This window comes from Parapedobacter pyrenivorans (assembly GCF_014636865.1).
GTDB classification, from domain to species: Bacteria; Bacteroidota; Bacteroidia; order Sphingobacteriales; family Sphingobacteriaceae; genus Parapedobacter; species Parapedobacter pyrenivorans.
This window is the reverse complement of the sequence record NZ_BMER01000001.1, coordinates 231,152-251,641: the sequence shown is the minus strand read 5'-3', so window position 1 is coordinate 251,641 and position 20,490 is coordinate 231,152. Positions and strand designations below refer to the sequence as shown.

At 50.5% G+C, this 20,490-nt stretch carries 19 protein-coding genes; 15 read left to right on the top strand and 4 right to left on the bottom strand.

Annotation, left to right across the window (positions count from 1 at the left end; all coding sequences use genetic code 11):
- Window positions 1-63: 63 nt before the first annotated feature.
- Complete coding sequence (locus IEV98_RS01010) at window positions 64-414, top strand: hypothetical protein (RefSeq protein ID WP_188504082.1); 351 nt, start codon at window positions 64-66, stop codon at window positions 412-414.
- Window positions 415-447: 33 nt separating this feature from the next.
- Here the strand turns inward: IEV98_RS01010 and IEV98_RS01005 are convergent, their stop codons facing one another.
- Window positions 448-1,215, bottom strand: a complete 768-nt coding sequence (locus tag IEV98_RS01005; protein WP_188504081.1) for a DeoR/GlpR family DNA-binding transcription regulator — start codon at window positions 1,213-1,215, stop codon at window positions 448-450.
- Window positions 1,216-1,840: 625 nt separating this feature from the next.
- On the opposite strand from IEV98_RS01005, the gene IEV98_RS01000 reads away from it, so the two are divergent.
- Window positions 1,841-5,212 (top strand): SusC/RagA family TonB-linked outer membrane protein, encoded by a 3,372-nt coding sequence (locus IEV98_RS01000; protein ID WP_229738501.1) that lies wholly within the window; start codon window positions 1,841-1,843, stop codon window positions 5,210-5,212.
- Here the strand turns inward: IEV98_RS01000 and IEV98_RS24790 are convergent.
- The gene (locus IEV98_RS24790) at window positions 5,202-5,519 is read right to left on the bottom strand and encodes a hypothetical protein (RefSeq protein WP_229738500.1); all 318 of its coding nucleotides are present in this window, start codon (window positions 5,517-5,519) and stop codon (window positions 5,202-5,204) included. The two genes, IEV98_RS01000 and IEV98_RS24790, sit on opposite strands and share 11 nt — an antisense overlap.
- Before the next feature lie 18 nt (window positions 5,520-5,537).
- Here IEV98_RS24790 and IEV98_RS00995 point away from each other — a divergent pair, with 18 nt between their 5' ends.
- The 13 genes from IEV98_RS00995 (at window position 5,538) to IEV98_RS00935 (ending at window position 18,839) form a co-directional block, all read left to right on the top strand.
- Window positions 5,538-7,019, top strand: coding sequence for a RagB/SusD family nutrient uptake outer membrane protein (locus IEV98_RS00995; RefSeq protein WP_229738499.1), 1,482 nt, complete (start codon window positions 5,538-5,540; stop codon window positions 7,017-7,019).
- A 232-nt stretch (window positions 7,020-7,251) separates the two neighbouring features.
- Entirely contained in the window at window positions 7,252-8,520 is a 1,269-nt protein-coding gene (locus IEV98_RS00990) for an MFS transporter (RefSeq protein ID WP_188504079.1), read from the top strand.
- 39 nt (window positions 8,521-8,559) lie between these two features.
- A complete protein-coding gene (locus IEV98_RS00985; protein WP_188504078.1) occupies window positions 8,560-9,573 on the top strand; it encodes a 2-hydroxyacid dehydrogenase in 1,014 nt (337 codons plus the stop codon).
- Window positions 9,574-9,610: 37 nt separating this feature from the next.
- Entirely contained in the window at window positions 9,611-10,486 is an 876-nt protein-coding gene (locus IEV98_RS00980) for a glycerophosphodiester phosphodiesterase family protein (protein WP_307726847.1), read from the top strand.
- 9 nt (window positions 10,487-10,495) lie between these two features.
- The gene (locus IEV98_RS00975; RefSeq protein ID WP_229738497.1) at window positions 10,496-11,947 is read left to right on the top strand and encodes an FGGY-family carbohydrate kinase; all 1,452 of its coding nucleotides are present in this window, start codon (window positions 10,496-10,498) and stop codon (window positions 11,945-11,947) included.
- A gap of 2 nt (window positions 11,948-11,949) precedes the next feature.
- On the top strand, window positions 11,950-13,383 hold the full coding sequence (locus IEV98_RS00970; RefSeq protein ID WP_188504076.1) for an FGGY-family carbohydrate kinase: 1,434 nt from the start codon (window positions 11,950-11,952) through the stop codon (window positions 13,381-13,383).
- A 2-nt stretch (window positions 13,384-13,385) separates the two neighbouring features.
- A complete protein-coding gene (locus IEV98_RS00965; protein ID WP_188504075.1) occupies window positions 13,386-13,982 on the top strand; it encodes a histidine phosphatase family protein in 597 nt (198 codons plus the stop codon).
- 11 nt (window positions 13,983-13,993) lie between these two features.
- Window positions 13,994-14,872 carry a glycerophosphodiester phosphodiesterase family protein gene (locus IEV98_RS00960; protein ID WP_188504074.1) on the top strand — a complete coding sequence of 293 codons (879 nt, stop codon included), beginning with the start codon at window positions 13,994-13,996 and terminating at the stop codon, window positions 14,870-14,872.
- Window positions 14,873-15,082: 210 nt separating this feature from the next.
- Window positions 15,083-16,420: a DEAD/DEAH box helicase gene (locus IEV98_RS00955; protein WP_188504073.1), complete on the top strand. Its 1,338-nt coding sequence runs from the start codon at window positions 15,083-15,085 to the stop codon at window positions 16,418-16,420.
- A 265-nt stretch (window positions 16,421-16,685) separates the two neighbouring features.
- Window positions 16,686-17,036: a gliding motility protein GldC gene (gene gldC, locus IEV98_RS00950; RefSeq protein WP_188504072.1), complete on the top strand. Its 351-nt coding sequence runs from the start codon at window positions 16,686-16,688 to the stop codon at window positions 17,034-17,036.
- 67 nt (window positions 17,037-17,103) lie between these two features.
- Window positions 17,104-17,523 carry an EVE domain-containing protein gene (locus IEV98_RS00945; protein ID WP_188504071.1) on the top strand — a complete coding sequence of 140 codons (420 nt, stop codon included), beginning with the start codon at window positions 17,104-17,106 and terminating at the stop codon, window positions 17,521-17,523.
- Window positions 17,524-17,584: 61 nt separating this feature from the next.
- Complete coding sequence (locus IEV98_RS00940; protein ID WP_229738496.1) at window positions 17,585-18,553, top strand: 3-keto-disaccharide hydrolase; 969 nt, start codon at window positions 17,585-17,587, stop codon at window positions 18,551-18,553.
- A gap of 73 nt (window positions 18,554-18,626) precedes the next feature.
- Window positions 18,627-18,839: a hypothetical protein gene (locus tag IEV98_RS00935; RefSeq protein WP_188504069.1), complete on the top strand. Its 213-nt coding sequence runs from the start codon at window positions 18,627-18,629 to the stop codon at window positions 18,837-18,839.
- Window positions 18,840-18,859: 20 nt separating this feature from the next.
- On the opposite strand, the gene IEV98_RS00930 is transcribed toward IEV98_RS00935, so the two are convergent.
- Complete coding sequence (locus tag IEV98_RS00930) at window positions 18,860-19,384, bottom strand: acyl-CoA thioesterase (RefSeq protein ID WP_188504068.1); 525 nt, start codon at window positions 19,382-19,384, stop codon at window positions 18,860-18,862.
- A complete protein-coding gene (locus IEV98_RS00925; protein ID WP_188504067.1) occupies window positions 19,381-20,334 on the bottom strand; it encodes an SDR family oxidoreductase in 954 nt (317 codons plus the stop codon). The genes IEV98_RS00930 and IEV98_RS00925 overlap by 4 nt, the downstream gene beginning before the upstream one ends.
- Window positions 20,335-20,490: the final 156 nt, after the last annotated feature.

Sequence of the window (20,490 nt, the reverse complement as noted above, 5' to 3'; positions counted from 1 at the left end):
TACTAAAAAAATCCTATCTTTAGGGCGCCATTTGATGATGGCTGTCAAACAGAACCCCTACCTATGGAGCGAAAGTGTTTGGATTGCGGAGCGTTGCTTTTTGGCCGTTCCGACAAGAAATTTTGTGACGATTCCTGTCGCACGAACTATAACAATCGACGGAATAGCGGAGAAAGCAGTTACCTTCGCAAGGTAAATAGTATCCTAAAGCGCAACCGGAAGATACTGGAAACCCTCAATCCCAAAAGCGAAACGACAGTCAAATGGCGAACACTTATCAGTGAGGGATTTAATTTTGACTTCATCACCGATATGTACGAAACAACCGAGGGTGTACAATACCGCTTTTGCTATGAATATGGATATTCGCTGCTAGACAACGACGAAGTGCTATTGGTGAAAAGGAAGGAATAGACTGGAAGATAGGGTCTCGTCGATTCGCATCGTTCATTTGGCTACAATCACTTTAAGCCCGCGCTCTTCCAACTCTTTCACGATGGTTTCAGGCACCCCGTTGTCGGTGACAATGTATTGCACCTGCTCCAGCTCGCATATCTTGCCGATACCGCGTTTGCCGAATTTGGAACTGTCTGCCAATACGACAATGATCTGTGAGGCGTTGATCATCTTTTGGTTGATATTGGCTTCGGTGAGGTTACTGATGGAAAAGCCGAAATCGAGATCGATCCCATCGACACCGATGAACAGCACCCCGCAGGATACCCGGTCGAGCATATATTCGGCATAAGCACCCGCTACCGACGATGAATTGGGCCGGATAAGACCACCGAGTTGCAGCACTTCCACGTTTGGCCGGTTGCAAAGCTCCATGGCTACCTTCACGGCCGGGGTGATAACGGTTAGGGGTTTGACGGGATGCAAGTGATGGGCCAATTCAAAGGCGGTTGTGCCCGACCCGATAATAATTGCGTCGTTCTCACCAATTAATTTGATTGCCGCGTGGGCGATTCTCTTCTTGAGCTCGGCGTTGATCGTGGCTTTTTCATAAATAGGCCGATCAATGGTATAAGGGTTGGTTAGTGATGCTCCGCCACGGGTAATGAAGATCAGTCCTTTGTCTTCCAGAAACTTGAGATCCTTCCTGATGGTGACGCCAGAAACCTGGGTAAGGTCGATGAGTTCCGGTATCGTAATCTGACCCTTATTTTTTAGGCGTTCCAAAATAAACTGATGCCGTTTGGTGATGTTTTTCATGTTAAATCAATGTTAATTTATCTTTATTCAAAGGGCGAAGCATCTCCTTATGCAATGTTAAGTGATTTTATTTGAATTTGGAAGGGGAAACGCCATAATTACACCGTTTGATTCGAAATTTTCCAGTTTATATATGTTAATTAAACTTTATTTTAATATTATTTTTTATTTTATTTTGTTTTTAAATATTTTATTTTGTTAAATTTGTGCTAGTATAAACCTTAAAGAATGATCGTTATGAAAGCTTTTGAATAGAAAGTTGAGCCATCGGTGTTGACGGCTGGGTCACAACAGGCATGAATTTTTTTGATAGATGCTGTATTCAGCGGTATTGGTCGTGGAGCACGATGGCATCATTGCCGGTTAATTAACTATTCTTATAGACGATCTTATTATAACATGCGCGATTCGAGCATCTATAAAAGAAAGTGAAAATAAGTCCATTGGGGAAGAAACGCGGATTTGTATTTGGATAGAAAGATATGCTAAGGCTTGTCTTAATCAGAACATAATATAAGCGTAACCTTAACGGAAGGTATACGACCTGCCAATAGGCTAATTTTGCCGGGCAAAAAATAAGTGCATAATGAATAAACTGTAAGAACAATCAAATCATTTTAAGCTAATGAAGAACAAACTACATTTAAATCTTACATACGTATGTAAGGCGTGTTCGGGCAAGCGGCTCCTGATGGCAATGGCTACCCTACTCGTGTTCGTATTGAATGGCTGGACTACCCAGGCCCGTCATAGCGACAACTCGCAAAAACCGACGGCTGTCCAAGAAAGAGTGGTGTCGGGCAGGGTGCTCGACATCCAAGAGCAGCCCATCGCGGGCGCTTCCGTCGTCGCAGAAGGTTCGTCCAAAGGCGCTACTACGGATGACGACGGGCGGTTCACCCTCTCCATTCCGGAGGGAACCAAGGCGTTGAACGTCCGGTTCATGGGCTACATCACCAAAACAGAGCCCATCACCTCCGATCAGACCGATCTGACCATTTACCTACAACAAGATGTTATCGGGCTCGAAACCGCCGTCGTGGTGGGCTACGGCACCCAAAAGCGCGTCAACCTGACCGGTGCGGTCTCGGTCGTAACCGGTGCGGAACTCGAAGACCGCGTCACTCCCACCGTTACCGGCATGCTACAGGGAGCCGCACCGGGCCTCAATGTCACCACCAGTGCGGGTAAGCCCGGTTCGACGCCCGACATCAATATCCGGGGTATTACGTCGATCAACGAAACCGAGCCGTTGGTGCTGATTGATGGTGCCGAAGGCGACCTGAACCGTGTCAACCCAAGAGACGTCGAGTCGATTTCCATCATCAAGGATGCTTCGGCCGCAGCCATCTATGGCGCTCGCGCCGCATTCGGTGTCATCTTGGTAACCACCAAGAGCGGGGGGGCCTCCGACGGCAAAGCCGTTGTCCGTTACAGTTCGCGCATGGGCTGGGAAGCACCCACCGCGTCGACCGACTATGAAAACCGCGGCTACTGGTCGGTATTCCTGGTCAACAAATTCTGGCAGGCCGACTCGGGCAACAAATACATCCAGTATACCGAAAAGGATATGGAAGAGCTGTTGGCTCGCGTAAACGACAAAACCGAACACCCCGATCGGCCGTGGGTCATTGAAGATGTGCGCGATGGCAAAAGACGGTGGATTTACTACGCCAACCAAGACTGGTGGGACGGGCTGTTCCGCGAAAGACGCCCCAACCAGCAGCACAGCGTCTCGCTGAGCGGAGGCACGGACGATGTCAAATACTTTGTCTCGGGGGCCTATCTCCGCGAACAAGGTATGCAGCGGCATCACCCCGACGTACTCAACCGCTACAACATGCGCTCGAAAGTCGACTTCAACATCAACAAATGGGCAACCCTGTCGAGTAACATCTCGCTGTTCGACTCCAAATACAACAACCAGAACGGTATCGATAACGTCATCCACAATGCCGCCAACCATGCCCTCGCGAATTTCCCTTTCTTCAATCCAGATGGGTCGGGCATCTACGATACCGACGGTTTGATCAACACCTACAAGGTAGGGAACGGCCGGCAAATCATGCTGATCAATGGGGAGCACCCCACGATCGACTCCGACAACGACTTCTCGACCACCACGCGTTTGGTATTGAAGCCGCACAGAACACTCACCGTCACAGGCGACTTCACCTACCGGTTCTACCAAGACCGAACCACGGCCCGTGGTAATCCCCTCCACTACCGCGTCTTTCCAGATGGCCCGATGGAGTCATATACCACAGGAGCGGGTATCAACCGGCTGACGGAGAGCGCAAGCACCAACAAATACAAGTCGTTCAACGCGTTTGCCAACTACGACGACACTTTCGGTGATACTCACCACGTGGCTGCCGTGGGTGGTTTCAACTACGAAACACGGCACACCAAAGGCCTCCGGGCAGTTGGCGAAAACTTGGTCGTTCCCGATATAAACGACCTCAACTTGGTCGGTACCGATGACAACGGCGCCGTCATCACCAGTGTGGGTGGTGGTCAGAGCGAATATGCGCTGATGGGTATCTTCGGCCGCGCCAACTACGACTACAAGGGGCGTTACCTCGTTGAGGTCAGCGGTCGCTACGACGGCACCTCGCGTTTTGCATCGGAGAGTCGTTGGGGGTTCTTCCCGTCGGCATCCGCGGGCTGGAGAATCTCCGAAGAGCCGTTCTTCAAAGACGGCGGTGCAGGTCGCCTGATCGACAACCTCAAGCTGCGGGGCTCTTTCGGCAGCTTGGGCAACCAGAACGTATCGAGCTACTATGCCTATATCCGACTGGTAACGATCAGCAACTTGAACAACCTCTTCGGCGGATCCACGCCCTCTAAACAAGCCTCGCTGGGCGATCCCCTGGCCGACGACCTTTCTTGGGAAACGTCCGAGCAATGGGACGTGGGGCTCGACCTCGACATGCTCCAAAACCGTTTGAACATGACGGCCGACGTCTATATCCGCGACACCAGGGATATGCTCACGGCCGGTGTGGCCCTGCCCGCCGTTTACGGTGCAAATCCTCCCGAGATGAACGCCGCCGACCTGCGGACCAAAGGCTACGAGATCGCCTTCAACTGGCGTGATCAGTTTAATTTAGCAGGTAAACCTTTTGCCTACAGCCTTGGTGCTAACCTCAGCGATTACAAAACGATGGTCACCAAATACGACAACCCCGAACGGTCGTTCGCCAAGGCCCATTACGTCGGCGAAGAGTGGGGCGAAATCTGGGGCTACCGCACGGACGGCTTCTTCAAAACCGACGAAGAGGCGAAACAATATGCCAAAGAGGTGAACCTGAGCCTGCAGTCGTCGCGGCTCACCGGTGGCTGGATGGCGGGAGATCTCAAGTTCCTCGATACAAACGGCGACGGCATCTGGGGTGTAGGTGCCAACACGGTCGACGATTCGGGCGACCTTGTAAAACTGGGCAATTCACTCCCTTCGCTCTCCTACGGCATCAATATGAGCGCACGCTGGATGGGCTTCGACGTGTCGGCCATGTTCCAGGGTACCGGTACGCACCACGTTTACCTGCATGGTAATACGCGCGACTTCTGGGGCCATTACTCTGCCTCTTACGGGTCGTTCATGCCCTACAACTTTATCGACAAGGTGTGGTCGGAAGATAACCCCGACGCTTACTTCCCCCGGGCGAGAGCCTACTTGGCAACCGGCGGATACCTCGCCAAAACCAACGACCGCTACCTCCAGAATATCGCGTATTTGCGTTTTAAGAACCTAACGGTGGGCTATTCGCTACCGGTTACGTTCTTCAAAAAGGTTGGCATCGATCAGGTTAGGCTTTACTTCTCGGGCGAGAATCTCGCGTACTGGTCGCCCCTCAAAAAGAATACGAAGTATGTCGACCCCGAAACGGCTTATGTGTACCGCAACAAACAGCTGTCTGATCAAGGGGAAACCGATCAGGGCTATTACCCTTGGGCAAAAACGTTTATGTTCGGCTTGGATCTCACTTTTTAACCTCAGAAAACACGAAAAAATGGAAAAAATAGTCAAAATACTGTCGCTCGTCGTTCTCATCGCCGTCTTTTCGGGTTGCGAAGACAACCTCGACAGGCAGCCGTTGAGCCAGATTCCGGAGAGCGGCTACTTTAAAACCGCACAAGACCTGGAGTTTTTCACCAACCCACTGTATAACATGCTGAACGTGGCTAACCTCGACCGCGAGCAGAGCGACCACCTCGTCCAGATGACCCTCTCCGAAATCATCATCGGCGGGAATCGCCGTACCGTTCCGAACTCGGGCGGTGGATGGGACTGGGGCCACTTGCGGCGCATCAACACGTTGCTCGCCCGTGTTGACCAGTGCGAAGACGAGGCTGCCGTACTCAAATACTCGGGTGTGGCGCGCTTCTTCCGCGCGATGTTCTATTTCGAGAAAGTCAAACGGTTTGGCGACGTGCCGTGGTACGACACCGAGCTGGGCCCGTCGGATGAGGCCCTCTATAAGCCGCGCGATCCGCGTGAACTTGTGATGACCAAGATGATTGAAGATATCGACTATGCCATCGCCAATCTGCCCGCAGAGACCAGCGTGTTCCGGGTCAACAAATGGACAGCTATGGCACTCAAATCGCGGTTCTGCCTCTATGAAGGCACGTTCAGGAAATACCACGGCGGCGAAGAGGCTAGCAAGTTCCTGGAATTGGCCGCTGAGGCCGCCAGAACCTTGATCGACGGAAACCAATACCGGCTTTACACGGCCGGTGGCGTGGACAACGCTTATTTTACCCTCTTCAGCCAAGACGATGCCGATGCAGGTGAGTTTATCCTGGCGTTCGATTACAGCAACAGCCCGCGTGTTAACCACGACGCGTCGTCGTTTACCATGTCGGCAGCGCAGGGGCGCCCCTCTTACACCAAAAAGTTTGTCAATACCTACCTGATGAAGGATGGTAGTCGCTTCACCGAGCAAGACGGCTGGCAAACCATGACCTTTATCGATGAAGTTCAGGACCGCGACCCGCGCTTGACGCAAAGCATCCGCAACCCTAAATTCACCTTGTCGGACAATCGGCCGTTCCCCAATAAATTCGCGGTATCGGTCGACGGTTACCATCCCATCAAGTTCCTTCAAGACGTAACCAAAGGGTATGATGTCCGTGTGGGCTACTCGTACAACGACCTTCCGATTTTCCGTTATGCCGAAGTGCTGCTCAATTACGCCGAAGCCAAGGCCGAGTTGGGTACGTTAACCCAGGCCGACGTCGACATTTCGATTAAACTGCTACGCGACCGGGTGGGCATGCCCAACCTGGATGTGGCCGCAGCCAACACGAACCCCGACCCGTACCTCCTGTCGACCGAAGCCGGATACACCAACGTAACCGCCGCCAACATCGGCGCCCTCCTCGAAGTACGCCGCGAACGGGCCATCGAACTCGTCCAGGAAGGTTTCCGATTTGACGACCTGGTACGATGGAAAGCAGGGTACTGCATCGATCAGCCGCTGGTGGGTATTTACTTTCCCGGCGCTGGCGAGTACGACCTGACGGGCGACGGAACAACCGACCTCATTCTCTACACCCAAGGTAACAAACCAACTGACCAAGTGGGTGTCGAAATGTATGAGATCGGTATGCCGGTCAATAACGGTGGCATCATTCTCACCGAAGGCACCAAGGGCAATGTGTTTTTCCACAGCAACATTGAGTTGGCCGGGTTCAACGAGCAAAGGGATTACCTCTATCCGATCCCCATCAACGAACGTTCGCTGAACCCCAATCTCAACCAAAACCCAGGCTGGAACGACGGCCTCAGTTTTTAAGTGAAACCAAAGCGATTGTTAGCGTCTGGCCCAGAAAGGGACGGGCGCTAACGATTTTTTAACGCGAACTCTCGCATGAAGAGGCCCAGTCAATATGATTTCGTTGTTGGGTGAATATGTTGGTTAAGCAGTATTTAGTTAAATAAAATTAAATATAATATTATTAATGTTTAATAATATTATATTTGCTTATATTTACTTTTATTAGTGGCAATAACCAATTAAGATGTTTATGAATACACGACAAGCGAAACCGGATTTTTTTTCTGGATCAGGCCTCCCCAAACCCCTCGCTTGGGGTTACCTCGGCATCATCATCTTTATGATGGGCGATGGCGTGGAGCAAGGCTGGCTAAGTCCTTATTTAATTGAACATGGGCTTTCCATGCAGCAATCTGCCTTATTGTTTACTGTATATGGAATTACCATCGCCATTTCATCGTGGTTTTCCGGTGTACTCGCCGAGGGGTATGGGCCACGGAAAGCCATGCTCCTTGGCTTATTGCTGTACATTATTGGGACGGTCGGTTTCGTGGGCCTTGGTATGCAGAACCTAGATTACCCCGTGATGTTAATTACCTATGCTATTCGCGGGTTTGCCTACCCGCTGTTTGCTTATTCGTTTTTAGTTTGGATCACCTACCGTACGCCTCAAAGCAAATTGGGGAGGGCTGTGGGGTGGTTCTGGTTCGTGTTCACCGGTGGGCTCAATGTGTTCGGGGCTTACTATTCCAGTTGGGCGATCGAAGCGCTTGGCTATCACAATACGTTATGGAGTTCCATATTCTGGGTATTGATAGGTGCGTTTTTCGCCCTTGTGATGAATAAAGATAAGTTCGTTCCATCCGGCAATGCGGGTTCGAAAACCAAAGAGTTGCTTAAAGGCTTGACCATCGTCAAAGAAGAGCCCAAAGTACTTATCGGGGGGATTGTGCGGGTAATCAATACCACCGCGCAATTTGCCTTTCCGGTGTTCTTGCCCATTTACATGGCCACCCACGGGTTCAGTACCATCGAATGGCTGCAGATATGGGGCACCATTTTCACCAGTAACATTGCATTTAACCTCATCTTCGGGTTTGTGGGTGATCGGATGGGCTGGCAGAACACCATTATGTGGTTCGGTGGTGTGGGGTGTGGCCTGACCACCCTGCTGTTTTTCTATTCCCCAGTCTGGTTTGGCGGCGATTATTGGGCCGTCCTGTTTTGCGGTGTACTTTGGGGCGGACTGCTTGCCGGTTATGTACCGCTATCAGCATTAGTGCCGTCCCTCGTTAAAAAAGATAAGGGGGCGGCCATGGCGATCCTAAACCTCGGCGCTGGCCTTCCGGTTTTTGTGGGTCCCGCCATCGTGGGCGTATTAATCGGAGTTATTGGTGATGAAGGGGTGATTTGGGTGTTGGCAGGCTTGTACTTCCTGAGCGCATTGCTTACGAAGTTTATCACGTTACCCAAGTCCGAAAACACAGGAGAGACGCAAAGGGGCATTGCGCGTATTTGACGCGAACAAAGGAGAATTTATAATTAACATGACATTTTTATGAGGATATTGGTTACGGCGCCTTATCACGAGAAAGGCAGGGAAGAGTTGGCGCAACTATTTGGCGAGGTTGTTTATAAACCTTGGAAAACACATGGAAGGGGGTATCGGCCCGACGAGCTCATTGATTTACTACATGAATCACAAGCCGAGGCATTGATTACAGAGCATGATGAGGTGACAGCAGCGGTGATTCACGCCCATTCAGACTTAAAATTCATCGGTGTATGCCGCGGTACGCCTTCCAATGTGGCGGTAGATGTGGCGACCCAGAAGGGCATACCTGTTTTCAACACGCCGGCGCGGAATGCCCAAGCTGTGGCCGAGTTGTTTATCGCCAATATCATTTCCTTTTTGCGGAAAGCAAGGCAGGGGGTCGAATGGCTGGAAGCGGGTAAATGGGGCAACGGGGCCCATACGGCATACCTGCAATTCAAGGGTAACGAACTGGCAGGAAAGCAAGTGGGCATGGTCGGTTTCGGCGCGGTGGCCCAAACCATTGCACAGATATTGAAAACCTTCCCCTGCGAAATCACGTATTTCGACCCGTTCTATACGGCGAACGATCCATTATACAAGAAACAATCGTTGGAAGAACTTTTCGGCTCAAGCGATATCGTAGCGATACATTTGCCGGTAACGGACGGGACGAAAGGCATGATTGGTGCCGACCTCTTGTCATTGATGAAACCGGATGCGATATTTGTCAATACGGCACGGGCGATTGTCGTCGATCGAGATGCTTTACTGGATGTACTGGAAAGCGGTAAAATCCGAGGGGCTATATTGGACGTGTTTAATCATGAGCCGCCTGATGAAAAGGACTACCGCCTGATCAGGCATCCGAACGTGCTCGCCACTCCCCATATCGCTGGAGCCACGCATGAGGTAGAGGATCATCACGTAGCTATCATGAACCGAGTGTTGGGGGATTATTTTAAGCGAGATAAAAAAGATATTAAACAACTCGTTAACCGAGATGACTTAACAGTTACTTTGAAGGAAGGATCTTAGTGTGAAACCAATAGCTATTACTTTGTTACGGAGCCTAATGTTTGCGATGGTGTTGTGCCTGGCATGCGGCCAAACGGTAATCGGCCAGTCACCGATGGAAGTCTATGCACACCGCGGGTTTCGGGGCCTACATCCGGAAAATACGATCCAAGCAATGAAGAAAACGCTTCATTACGGAGCTGTATTGGAGCTTGACCTGGCCATTAGTAGGGATAAAAATGTAATCGTGAGTCATGATGCGGTGATCAATACAAAAATCACTGAGAAAGCAGACGGAAGTTCGATGGTGAAAGAAGAGAAGCATGTGCTCTACCGAATGGACTATGCTGACATCCGGTCGTATGACGTGGGCAAGAGACCGAATCCTGACTTTCCCAAACAGGAACGGTATACCGCATATATTCCGTTGTTGAGCGAATTGGTCGACTCGGTCGAGCGGCATGCCGCAGCGCAAGGCTTGGAGGCCCCGCGCTACTTTATAGAAACCAAGCTGAACCCGAAAACGGATGGGGTTAATCATCCCGGTCCCGCCGAATTTGTGCGCCTGATGATGCAGGTTGTGGAGGAAAAAGGTATCAGCAACCGGATAATCGTACAGTCTTTTGATCCACGGACACTTCAAATACTCCACAGGCAATTCCCAAGCGTTAAGCTGGCGTTTCTGGCCAAGGCCAAAACGTCACTGGAAGATAATTTGGAATGGCTTGGCTTTGTTCCCGATTTCTACTCTATCAATGCGGCTTACATCGACACTGAATTGGTAGCGGCATGCAAGGAGATCGGGACCGAACTCATCATCGGTAACTGCAACGACTATAACGAGATCAAAAGAATTTCAGCACTTGGCGTACACCGGGTTATTTCGGATTTCCCGATGACATCCCTAGCAGCTATTAAAGAACAAACGCCATAATAACGGAACATGAATAACATGACACAACAGGCCTATTTAATTGTCGATATCGGCACGGGCAACGTGCGGGCGGCCATTGTCTCAACAAAAGGGGAGTTATTGGCCCTCCAGCGCGAGAATCTACGTTACCAAAAAGACGATGACTACCCAGATTCAATCGCTTTCAACCCGACGCAGTTATGGCAACAAATTAAGCTGTTGACGGAAAAAGTACTCGCTGTAGCAAGTAATGTACATATTGCGGCACTGACCGCAACCAGCCAGCGCGAAGGGTTGGTGGCACTGGACAGGGAAGGCAACCCGATTATCGGTATGTCCAACCACGACAACCGCGGCAGGGAATGGGAATCAATGATTAACGACAAAAATCGGATGTATGCCTTAACAGGTCGTTACCCTACGGCCTTGTTCTCGGCGCTAAAACTAGTGGGATTGCGCGAGCGGAAGCCCGATCTCTGGAATCGCATTGCTTCGTTTACCAGTATCAGCGACTGGGTGCAGTTCCAATTTTCCGGTGTTCTCGGCTACGAACATTCCCAAGCGTCAGAAACGCTATTGTATGATGTGAATGCCGGAGCGTGGTCAGCAAACCTTTGCAGCGTATTTGACTTGCCGATGTCGTTACTGCCCCCTTTGAAGTCTTCGGGACAGGTGTTGGGCAATATCCGAGCCGATATCGCGCAGGAGTGGGGTATTGCCGTCGATGCATTGGTGGTTGTGGGCGGTGCGGATACTCAATTGGCGGTGCACAGCACCAAGCCGGAGCGGGACGATGTGGTCATCGTATCCGGTACGACAACGCCGATCATCAAAGTGGTTGATGCCTATATTACCGACGAACAGCAACGTACGTGGACCGGGCGGCATATCGATGCGGATAGTTTTATGTTGGAGGCCAATGCCGGCGTTACCGGACTGAATTACCAACGTCTCAGGGAAATATTCTATCCCAATGAAGACTATGAAATCATCGAGCAAGAGCTGGATGAGACATCGTACTCGCAATGTATGGCTTCCTTGGGTTCATTGGTGGCCGACGAGGATACGCCCCTTACCAAGGGCGGCTTTATCTTTAATGCGCCCGTTTCGCACCAACTCACTCGCGGTGGATTCGTGTTTGCGATCCTGTGGGACATCGCATGTAGCATTTATGAGAATTATAAGGTGCTGGACAAGGTGGCCCCACATAACCGCGATTACATATGGGCATGCGGTGGTGGCGTGCAAAGCCGCAAGCTCCGCCAGTTCATCGCTAACCTCACGAACAAGAACGTCCGGATTTGTAATACATATAGACAATCATCGGTATTAGGTGGTGCATTCATCTGTGCAGAGGCGACTGGCCAACAAGGCGCCGCACTCGAGTTGCTGGATGAGGTAACGCCGCAAAACCGCGAGCAGTTTCTGGAATTGTATGCCGAGTGGAAGCGCGCTCGGCACACATTCAGCCAAATTAGCTAGGGATGCAGCAATGTTTTATTGGAATTGACGTAGGCACACAAGGAGTACGCGCGTCTTTGGTGACGGAAACCGGTGAAGTGCTGGGGGAGGCGTCACGCCAGTTTATCCTTACCGCAGGTTCCCGAATGGAGCAATCGCCAAACGATTGGTGGAATAACACGCTGGAAGTGATGGACGAACTAGGTGCTATCTGGCAGGCACGACACGATGCTTACCAGGTTGTCGCCATTGGTGTAGACTCGACCTCGGGTACGGTTATACCGGTTGACCACGCGAACCGCCCGCTACATCCGGCCATCATGTATAGTGACCTACGGTCAATGGATGTTGGTCGTAAGGTCAAGGCATTGGCCGAGCGCCATGTGTCCGATGGCTATACTGGATTCAACGCGTCGAGCGGACTGTCTAAGATGGTTTGGTTTATCGAAAACTATCCGGAAAAGGCCGCGAAAATCCACAAATGGATCCACGCTGCCGACTATATCACGGGGATGCTGTCCGGACGATTCGACGTGACCGATTATACCAATGCGTTGAAGTCAGGATACGACGTGGCCCGGTTCAAGTGGCCGGATTATCTCACGGCCGAGCTCCCGCTGCAGCGCGGATGGTTCCAAGAAGTGGTTCCCTCGGGTACGCCCATTGGGAAGCTGTGCGAGGAGTGGGCGGCGCGGTGGCGGATGCCCCATGTGCAGGTCGTTGCGGGCATGACCGATGGCTGCGCATCGCAAGTGGCATCAGGCGCTGTGAAACCTGGCTATTGGAACACGACGATTGGAACGACACTGGTGATAAAAGGCGTGACCGAAAAAGCTGTGCACGACCCGGATGGGAGATTATATAGCCATCGGCATCCCGATGGGTACTGGATGCCCGGAGGCGCTAGTAATACGGGGGCGGATTGGGTAATGACCGACTTCGGTACGGATTTACAGCAGTTGAATGAAATTGCGGCGAATCTTATTCCTACAGGATTGTTGGCTTGGCCGCTTAAGCAAGCCGGTGAGCGGTTCCCGTTTATTGCGCCCCAAGCGAAAGGGTTTATGCCTGAAAGCGCTTCACCGGCCCAACGTTTTGCCGCATGCATGGAGGGTGTTGCCTACATCGAGCGGCTTGCGTATGAATTGATTGAGCAACTATCGGGCGAACGCCCTGCGGCCGTGTACACAGCCGGGGGCGGCAGCAACAGCGATGTGTGGCTGACCATCCGTAGCAATGTGCTTCATCTGCCCATTTACAAATGCAAGGAAGCCAGCGGAGCGGTCGGAGCGGCCATCGCGGCGGCATCGAAGGCGCACTTCACGTCCATTGCCGAAGCCGCTGACCGGATGACTGCCATTGAACGGAGCATTGAGCCCGATCCGGAGTTGGCAAAAGTTTACGAACTCAATTACCATCGGTTTGTTGACGAATTGAAGAAACGAAAATATATTTGAATATGTTGACTGTCTACTTGCTCCGACATGGAGAAACAACCTACAACGCCGATGGGAACCGCTACTGTGGAAGGACAGATGCCGAGTTAACAGAAAAGGGGATTTTGCAGGCACAGCGTGTAGCGGAAGCATTGCATGGGCATCCGATTGATGCCGTTTATGCGTCTCCTTTGAAACGCGCGTACCGCACTGCCGAAATTGCCAGCGGCAGTCAGTTGCCCGTAGTCAAGGACCCTCGGCTGATCGAGCTTGACTTTGGTGCGTGGGAAGGTAAGACCCGGCAGGAATTTGTGGCGGAAGATCCATCGCTTTGGAATTCGTGGAGCAAATCGCCAGACCGCACGCAGGCTGGTGGTTCTGGTGATACCGCATTTGACGTGGTGCACCGATTCGATGATTTCTTTACAGAGATGATGCAAAAACACGATGGACAACATGTATTGGTGGTGGCCCACAACGGGGTAAACCGGCTGTACCTCGCATGGAAACTGGGAATGCCCCTGAAATACTACCGACGGATCGTACAGGAGAATTCGGCGATTACAATCATCCGATTTGGCGATCAGGAAGGTTTTTCGCTATTGAAATTGAATGCATAAAAAATAAAACCATGAATACACGCTTTTTAGTCGGGATTTTATTGTTTTTGACGGTCGGGTCGCAGTCTTCTGCACAGGAGCAGTCCCTTCACCGCCTGGATTTTAAGTCGCCGAAGCAATTGCACCGTTTTTTTAAATATAAGAAAGGAAAAAAGGTCATCAGCGGACACCGGGGAACCATTGAGCAAGGGCTGACCGAAAATTCCATCGAAGGCATGGAAGCTGTGTTGCGACATACACCGGCCTTCTTTGAGATCGACCCACGCCTTGCCAAAGATGGTGTGGTCGTGCTCATGCACGATGCGACGCTCGATCGGACGACTACCGGCACGGGTAAGCTGGCCGATTATACGTGGGAGCACGTGAAGCAACTGCGACTGAAAGACCGCAATGGCAATGAGACCGACCACTGTATTCCGACGTTGGCTGCGGCGATCGAATGGGCAAGGGGTAAAACGGTGCTGAATCTCGATCATAAAGATCTGCCGCTGGAGCAGACCGCGGAGATCATCCGCAAGCATAACGCCTATGCGTTTGTCATGGTTACCGTCCATTCGCCAGAGGAAGCGCGCTACTACCTCGATCAGAACAGTAACCAAATGCTGTCCGCTCACATGCTGACCATAGAAAAATTTCAGGAATACAAAGCAGCGGGAATTCCTTTTAACCGTATGATCGTCTATATTGGCCCGAAAATCAAACCGGAGAACCAAGAATTGTACCGGTTATTGAATGCCGAGGGGGTGATGTGCATGATTTCTGCGGCTCCTACGTATGACAAACTCGAAACAGAAGAGGCGCGTGCCAATGCATATCGCGCCATCTTTGCCGATGGTGCTTCCATCCTAGAGTCCGATTTGCCGATTGAAGTAGCAAGAGCTATTCATTAGGTGCAGTTCACGCCCAGCCCTCTTAATTTAATTCATGCAGTTGCGGACGAAACCTAGGAATTGGAGGCGAATCGATTCCAGTTCACTAAACGCCCTACCATTTGATTTATGCAGTTGCAGACGAAACCTAGGAATCGGAAGCGGAGCGAATCAATTCCAGTTGAGGAGCAACTGCATAAATTATCCCCCTCCTTTTCTTATCTTTGCCGCATGGAGCGGAATACCTTTGCTGATTTCAGGTTCAACAAGCAAATCCTGAATGCCATTGATGAAGCAGGTTATACCACGCCCACCCCCATTCAGCAAAAAGCTATCCCGCCGATATTAGCCGGGCAGGACGTGATGGGTGTAGCCCAAACGGGCACGGGTAAGACTGCAGCATTTGTGTTGCCCATCCTCATGAAACTTAACTATGCGCAGGGCAATGATGCGCGCGCGCTCATCCTTTCACCAACACGGGAACTGGCTATGCAAATTGAGGAGCATATCCGGTTGTTTTCGAAATATACGGATTTACGAGCCGTGGTACTCTATGGAGGGCTCGGCCCGAAAACCCAGATTGCCCAATTGGAAAAAGGAGTGGATATCATCGTCGCCACGCCGGGGCGGTTTCTCGACCTGTATCTCGCCGGGCACCTCATCACCAAATCGCTTAAAACGCTTGTCTTGGATGAGGCCGATAAGATGATGGACATGGGGTTTATCAGCAAGCTGCATAGGATATTGGAAGTAGTGCCCCGTAAACGGCAGAATATGCTTTTTTCGGCTACCATGAGCGATCTGGTACATAAGATTGCGGGCGACTTCCTAGCATTTCCTACGGTTGTGGAGGTGAGCGAACAGGCTACACCGGCGCAGACGATTACGCAAGCCCTATATTATGTACCCAATCTCAAAACCAAAATCAACCTGCTACAGCACCTGCTCAAAGACGACGCAACGTTGCACCGCCTTATTGTCTTCTGCAAGACCAAAGCTGTTGCCGACAATATATTCAGCTTTCTTGAACGTAAATACGGTGCCGAGCATATTCGGGTTATCCATGCCAACAAGGGGCAGAATACACGGATAAATTCCATCAACGCTTTCAAGGACGGTGATGTTCGGATATTGGTGGCCACGGATGTAGCTGCACGGGGTTTGGATGTCAGCAACGTTAGCCATGTCATCAATTTCGATGTACCCATCGTCATTGAAGATTACGTACATCGTATCGGCCGGACGGGGCGGGCATTCCAAACAGGCGATGCCATCACGTTCTGCAATCCGGCAGAAGAATACTATATACACAAGATCGAAAAGCTGATCCGCCAGCAGCTACCCGTATCGGAAATTCCAGAAGGGGTATTTGTCGAAAAGACGGGCTTCGACGAAAGACAGGCCATCGCCCGGGAGATTGACGCACAGAAACGAAAAGATAATCCGGAATTCCAAGGTGCTTTTCACGAGAAGAAAGCAGCCAACCAACGGGTAAACAGGCCCCAGCGAAATCACAAAAGGCCCGGGGGGGGCGGTAGCAAATCAAAACCGGGAAGAAAGAAGCGATGAGGCAGCTGAGGATTACCCCGTTGAATATTGCATCAGCGCTGTTAATGACTTGGCTGCTATGGCAATTCGTAACGGATAAGGTTGGAACCGGTATCATTGGTTGGTTTTTCTTACTTTTGTTGATAATGGTCGCAGCGGACCAGTTTTTCCGGTTGATGCTTCGCAATCTCAAACGTGTATGGCTAGCAGAGGGAGTGTTCTTGGTTTTTGTAATGCTCGTAATTTGGATGTTGAAGTTGTGGTAATCAATTTTTGAAAAAAATATATGAAAAAAGCAGAAATAAAACTAACGATTGAGCTGGACGACAATAATGTGCCGGATTCCATCACATGGGAGTCTTCAGACGGGGAAAACAAAGAAGCGTTGCCCGCCAAAGCCTTGTTTCTGGCGTTGTGGGATCACCACTACAAGAATTCTTTGCGCATAGACCTTTGGACGAAAGACATGCCGCTGGACGAAATGAAACGTTTTTTCTATGAAACCTTACAGACGATGGGCGATACCTTTGTTCGCGCTTCGGGAGACGATCCGGTGGCCAAAGCCGTAATCGGTGATCTGAGAGACTACTGTGATCATTTTGCGGAAAAGATGGAAGTTACACAGAAGCAGAACTAAGCCGATTCGCCTTTCGCAAAACCTGTTTGGTGTCGATAAGCAATTCAATAGATAAAAAACGTCAAAAATGAACCATTTCCTCGTAAAATCAGAGCCTTTCAAATACAGTTGGGAGCAATTCCTTAGCGATAAGCAGACCTTTTGGGACGGTGTGCGTAATTATCAGGCCCGTAACAACCTGCAGGCAATGAGAAAAGGCGATTTGGTGTTGTTCTACCACAGTAATGAAGGGAAAGAAGTGGTAGGGATTGCCAAGGTGGTAAAAGAACATTACCAAGACCCGACAACTGCCGACGAACGTTGGGTGGTGGTAGACTTGGCACCTGTAGAAACATTAAAAAAGCCCGTCACGCTCGAAACCATCAAAAAAGACCCGGTATTGCAAAATATCGCACTGGTGCGCCAAGGACGATTATCAGTGATCCCGCTTACTCGGGAAGAATTTGATCATATCGTCGCGTTGGGCTCAGGAATTTTTGTAGATTAGCACCGACAGAGAATTTAACCCTATAGCTATGTTGAAACAATATGCAATATATAGCCCTTTAATGTGCTTGTTGACAGCAGGTGTGTTGTCGTGCAACAACGGAACCACTACGCAGAACCAAGCCGAAGAGATACATAATGCGGCTACGCAGATCGTACCCGAAGAAGCTGAGGGATTGATTGGGCGATGGGATCTCACTGTAGACAAAGATGGCAAGGACGTGCCCTCATGGTTGGAAGTCAAATTATCGGGTTTTGATATACTGGTGGGCGCCTTTGTGGCCGATGCGGGAAGCAGTCGCCCAGTTTCGCATATCACGCTGCAGAACGGAGTGTTTTCATTCCAAATCCCGCCGCAATGGGAGGGTGGAGGTGGACTGTTCACGGTGGAGGGAGAGCTGGCTGGCGAGGGCATCAAGGGCACGATTACAACCAATAAAGGGAATGTATTCCATTTTACAGGGGTTAAAGCCCCCTATTTGGTCAGGACGGGCGAAGCGGAATGGGGCAAGCCCATAGAACTGTTCAATGGTAAAGATTTAACAGGATGGAAGACCTCCGGTGATAACAGTCAATGGGTAGTGGAAGACGGTATACTGATTAATAAAGAAACGGGTGCAAATCTGATCAGCGAACAGCAATTTGAAGATTTTAAACTGGTGGCCGAATTCCGTTATACAGAAGGGGCAAACTCGGGCATTTATTTAAGAGGGCGTTATGAGGTACAGATAGAGGATTCACCGAAAGACAGGCATCCCGGTTCTTTGTATTTCGGCGGCATATATGGCTTCTTATCACCGAGTGAAATGGCGACACTTGGGCCGAATGAGTGGAATACTTACGAAATTACTCTGCGCGGGCGTATGGTTACTATTGTAGCAAACGGCAAAACCATTATCAATAACCAGGAGATTCCCGGGATTACGGGCGGTGCATTGGATAGTCACGAGGGGAGCGCAGGTCCGATTTACCTGCAGGGAGACCATACCGGTGTAGCGTTCCGGAAAATTACACTGACACCGGCGAAGTAGCCTAGATAAGATAACTTACCCATTCAAACATTTTCCGATTGGCTTTGTTAATTGATTACTAAAAGCAAATCGTATGGCAAAGACAATGGGAATAATCTTAATTATCGTGGGAGCGGTGATGTTGGTATGGACTGGTTTTTCATTTACACGTAAGGAAAAAGTAGTCGATATCGGGCCGGTCGAAATCAGCGCGGACAAGAAAGAACAGGTCAACTGGCCGCCCTATGTGGGCGGTGTGATTTTGGTGGCTGGGATCGTATTACTGATTATCCCGCGGCGACGGTAAGATTACCGGCATGTTAAACCTCATTTTTTTACCACTTCCTTGAACAGGTTTTGGAGCTCTTTAGCATCCTTGGGTTTCAATTTCCCGGCGAGTACGAGCCGAAGCTCGCGGCGCTGGAGTGCTTCGTTGTATAGTTTCTGCTCTTCCTCGGTCTCCGGTACGAGCTGGGGTACGGCGACTTTTTCGCCCTGTTTATCGATGGCAACAAACGTATAGAAGGCTTCGTTTGACTTGACCCGCGTGCCGGAGGGTATATTTTGTGCCCATACCACCAAGCGCACCTCCACAGAAGTGGTGAAGGCCCGTGATACCTGAGCTTCGATGCTGATGACATCGCCCAGTTTAATCGGGTGCCTGAACGATACATTATCTACCGATGCGGTGACAACGATGCGGTTGCAGTGTTTTTGAGCAGAGATCGCTGCTGCAATATCCATCCAATGAAGTAGCCGCCCACCCATGAGGTTGTTTAGCGTATTGGTGTCATTGGGGAGCACCAGCTCGTTCATGATGGTGTGTGATTCGCGGGCGAACTTTTGAGTCATGTTGCAAAGATGGAGTTATTTTTTGGGTTTTGTAGCTGTTGGTCAACGATGGCCAGTCCTTCTTCAAAACTATGCGGATCATAACCCAATACGTCCTGTGCTTTGGTTAATACAAAGCCCGTTCGTTTGGGCCGGGGTGCCGCTTGGCTTAATGTGGAGGAGCTCACCTCCCGGATGAGTGATTTGTCTAGCTTCCAGAAATCGGCCACCGCGGCTACCAACTCATGGATAGCAAAAAGATCTTTACCTGAGATGTTGAAAACGCCTTCGGCTCCTTTTACTGCTGTTAGGAGGCAAGCTTTTGCCAAATCTTCCGCTAAAGTAGGCATACGCCATTGATCGTTTACGACGTTGAGCGGCTGTCCCTTTTCGAGCGCTCCTTTGGCCCAGAGTACGATGTTGCTGCGGCTCATATCGGCCACTACACCGTAAACCAAAATGGTGCGTAGGATAGCCCAGGTGGCTGTGGATCGTTGAATGAGCTTTTCGGCATCCAGCTTACTACGGCCGTACAGGCTTAATGGATTGGGCGATGCATCTTCGGCATAAGGCCCCGCTTCACCGTCGAAAATGAAATCGGTGGATAGGTGAATAAGATGGAATCCGAATTCCTCGGAACAGGCCACCAGTTGTGCTACGGCATCGACATTCAGCTGTTGGCAACCTATGGGGTCATGTTCGCAGGCATCCACGTTGGTCATTGCTGCCGTGTTGATGACGGCATCGGGCCGATATTCGGCAATGAGAGCCCGAAGGCGTTCGCTATCAAGGATATCCAGGTCGACATAGTGGTAACCATTTTTGATTGGGTGCCGGTTTTCACCGCGGGAGGTCGCAATGAGCACAATGTTGTTTTCGGCGAGGGACAGATCGGTGATTTTTTGGCCCAGAAGCCCATTGCTGCCCGTAACGAGGATTTTTTTTGTTTCAAAATTGTGGAATTCAGCCATCAGACCAGTATTTTATATAATTAGAGCGGGTAACATTTCTATGTAAGCTGGGCCAAAGATAAGGATACTTTTGGGATTGTATCGAACGGCCCTTGGCAAGCGGAATAGGCTCTTGGGTGGGTGTTGACATTCCGGCAGCTGCACAATAATTACATT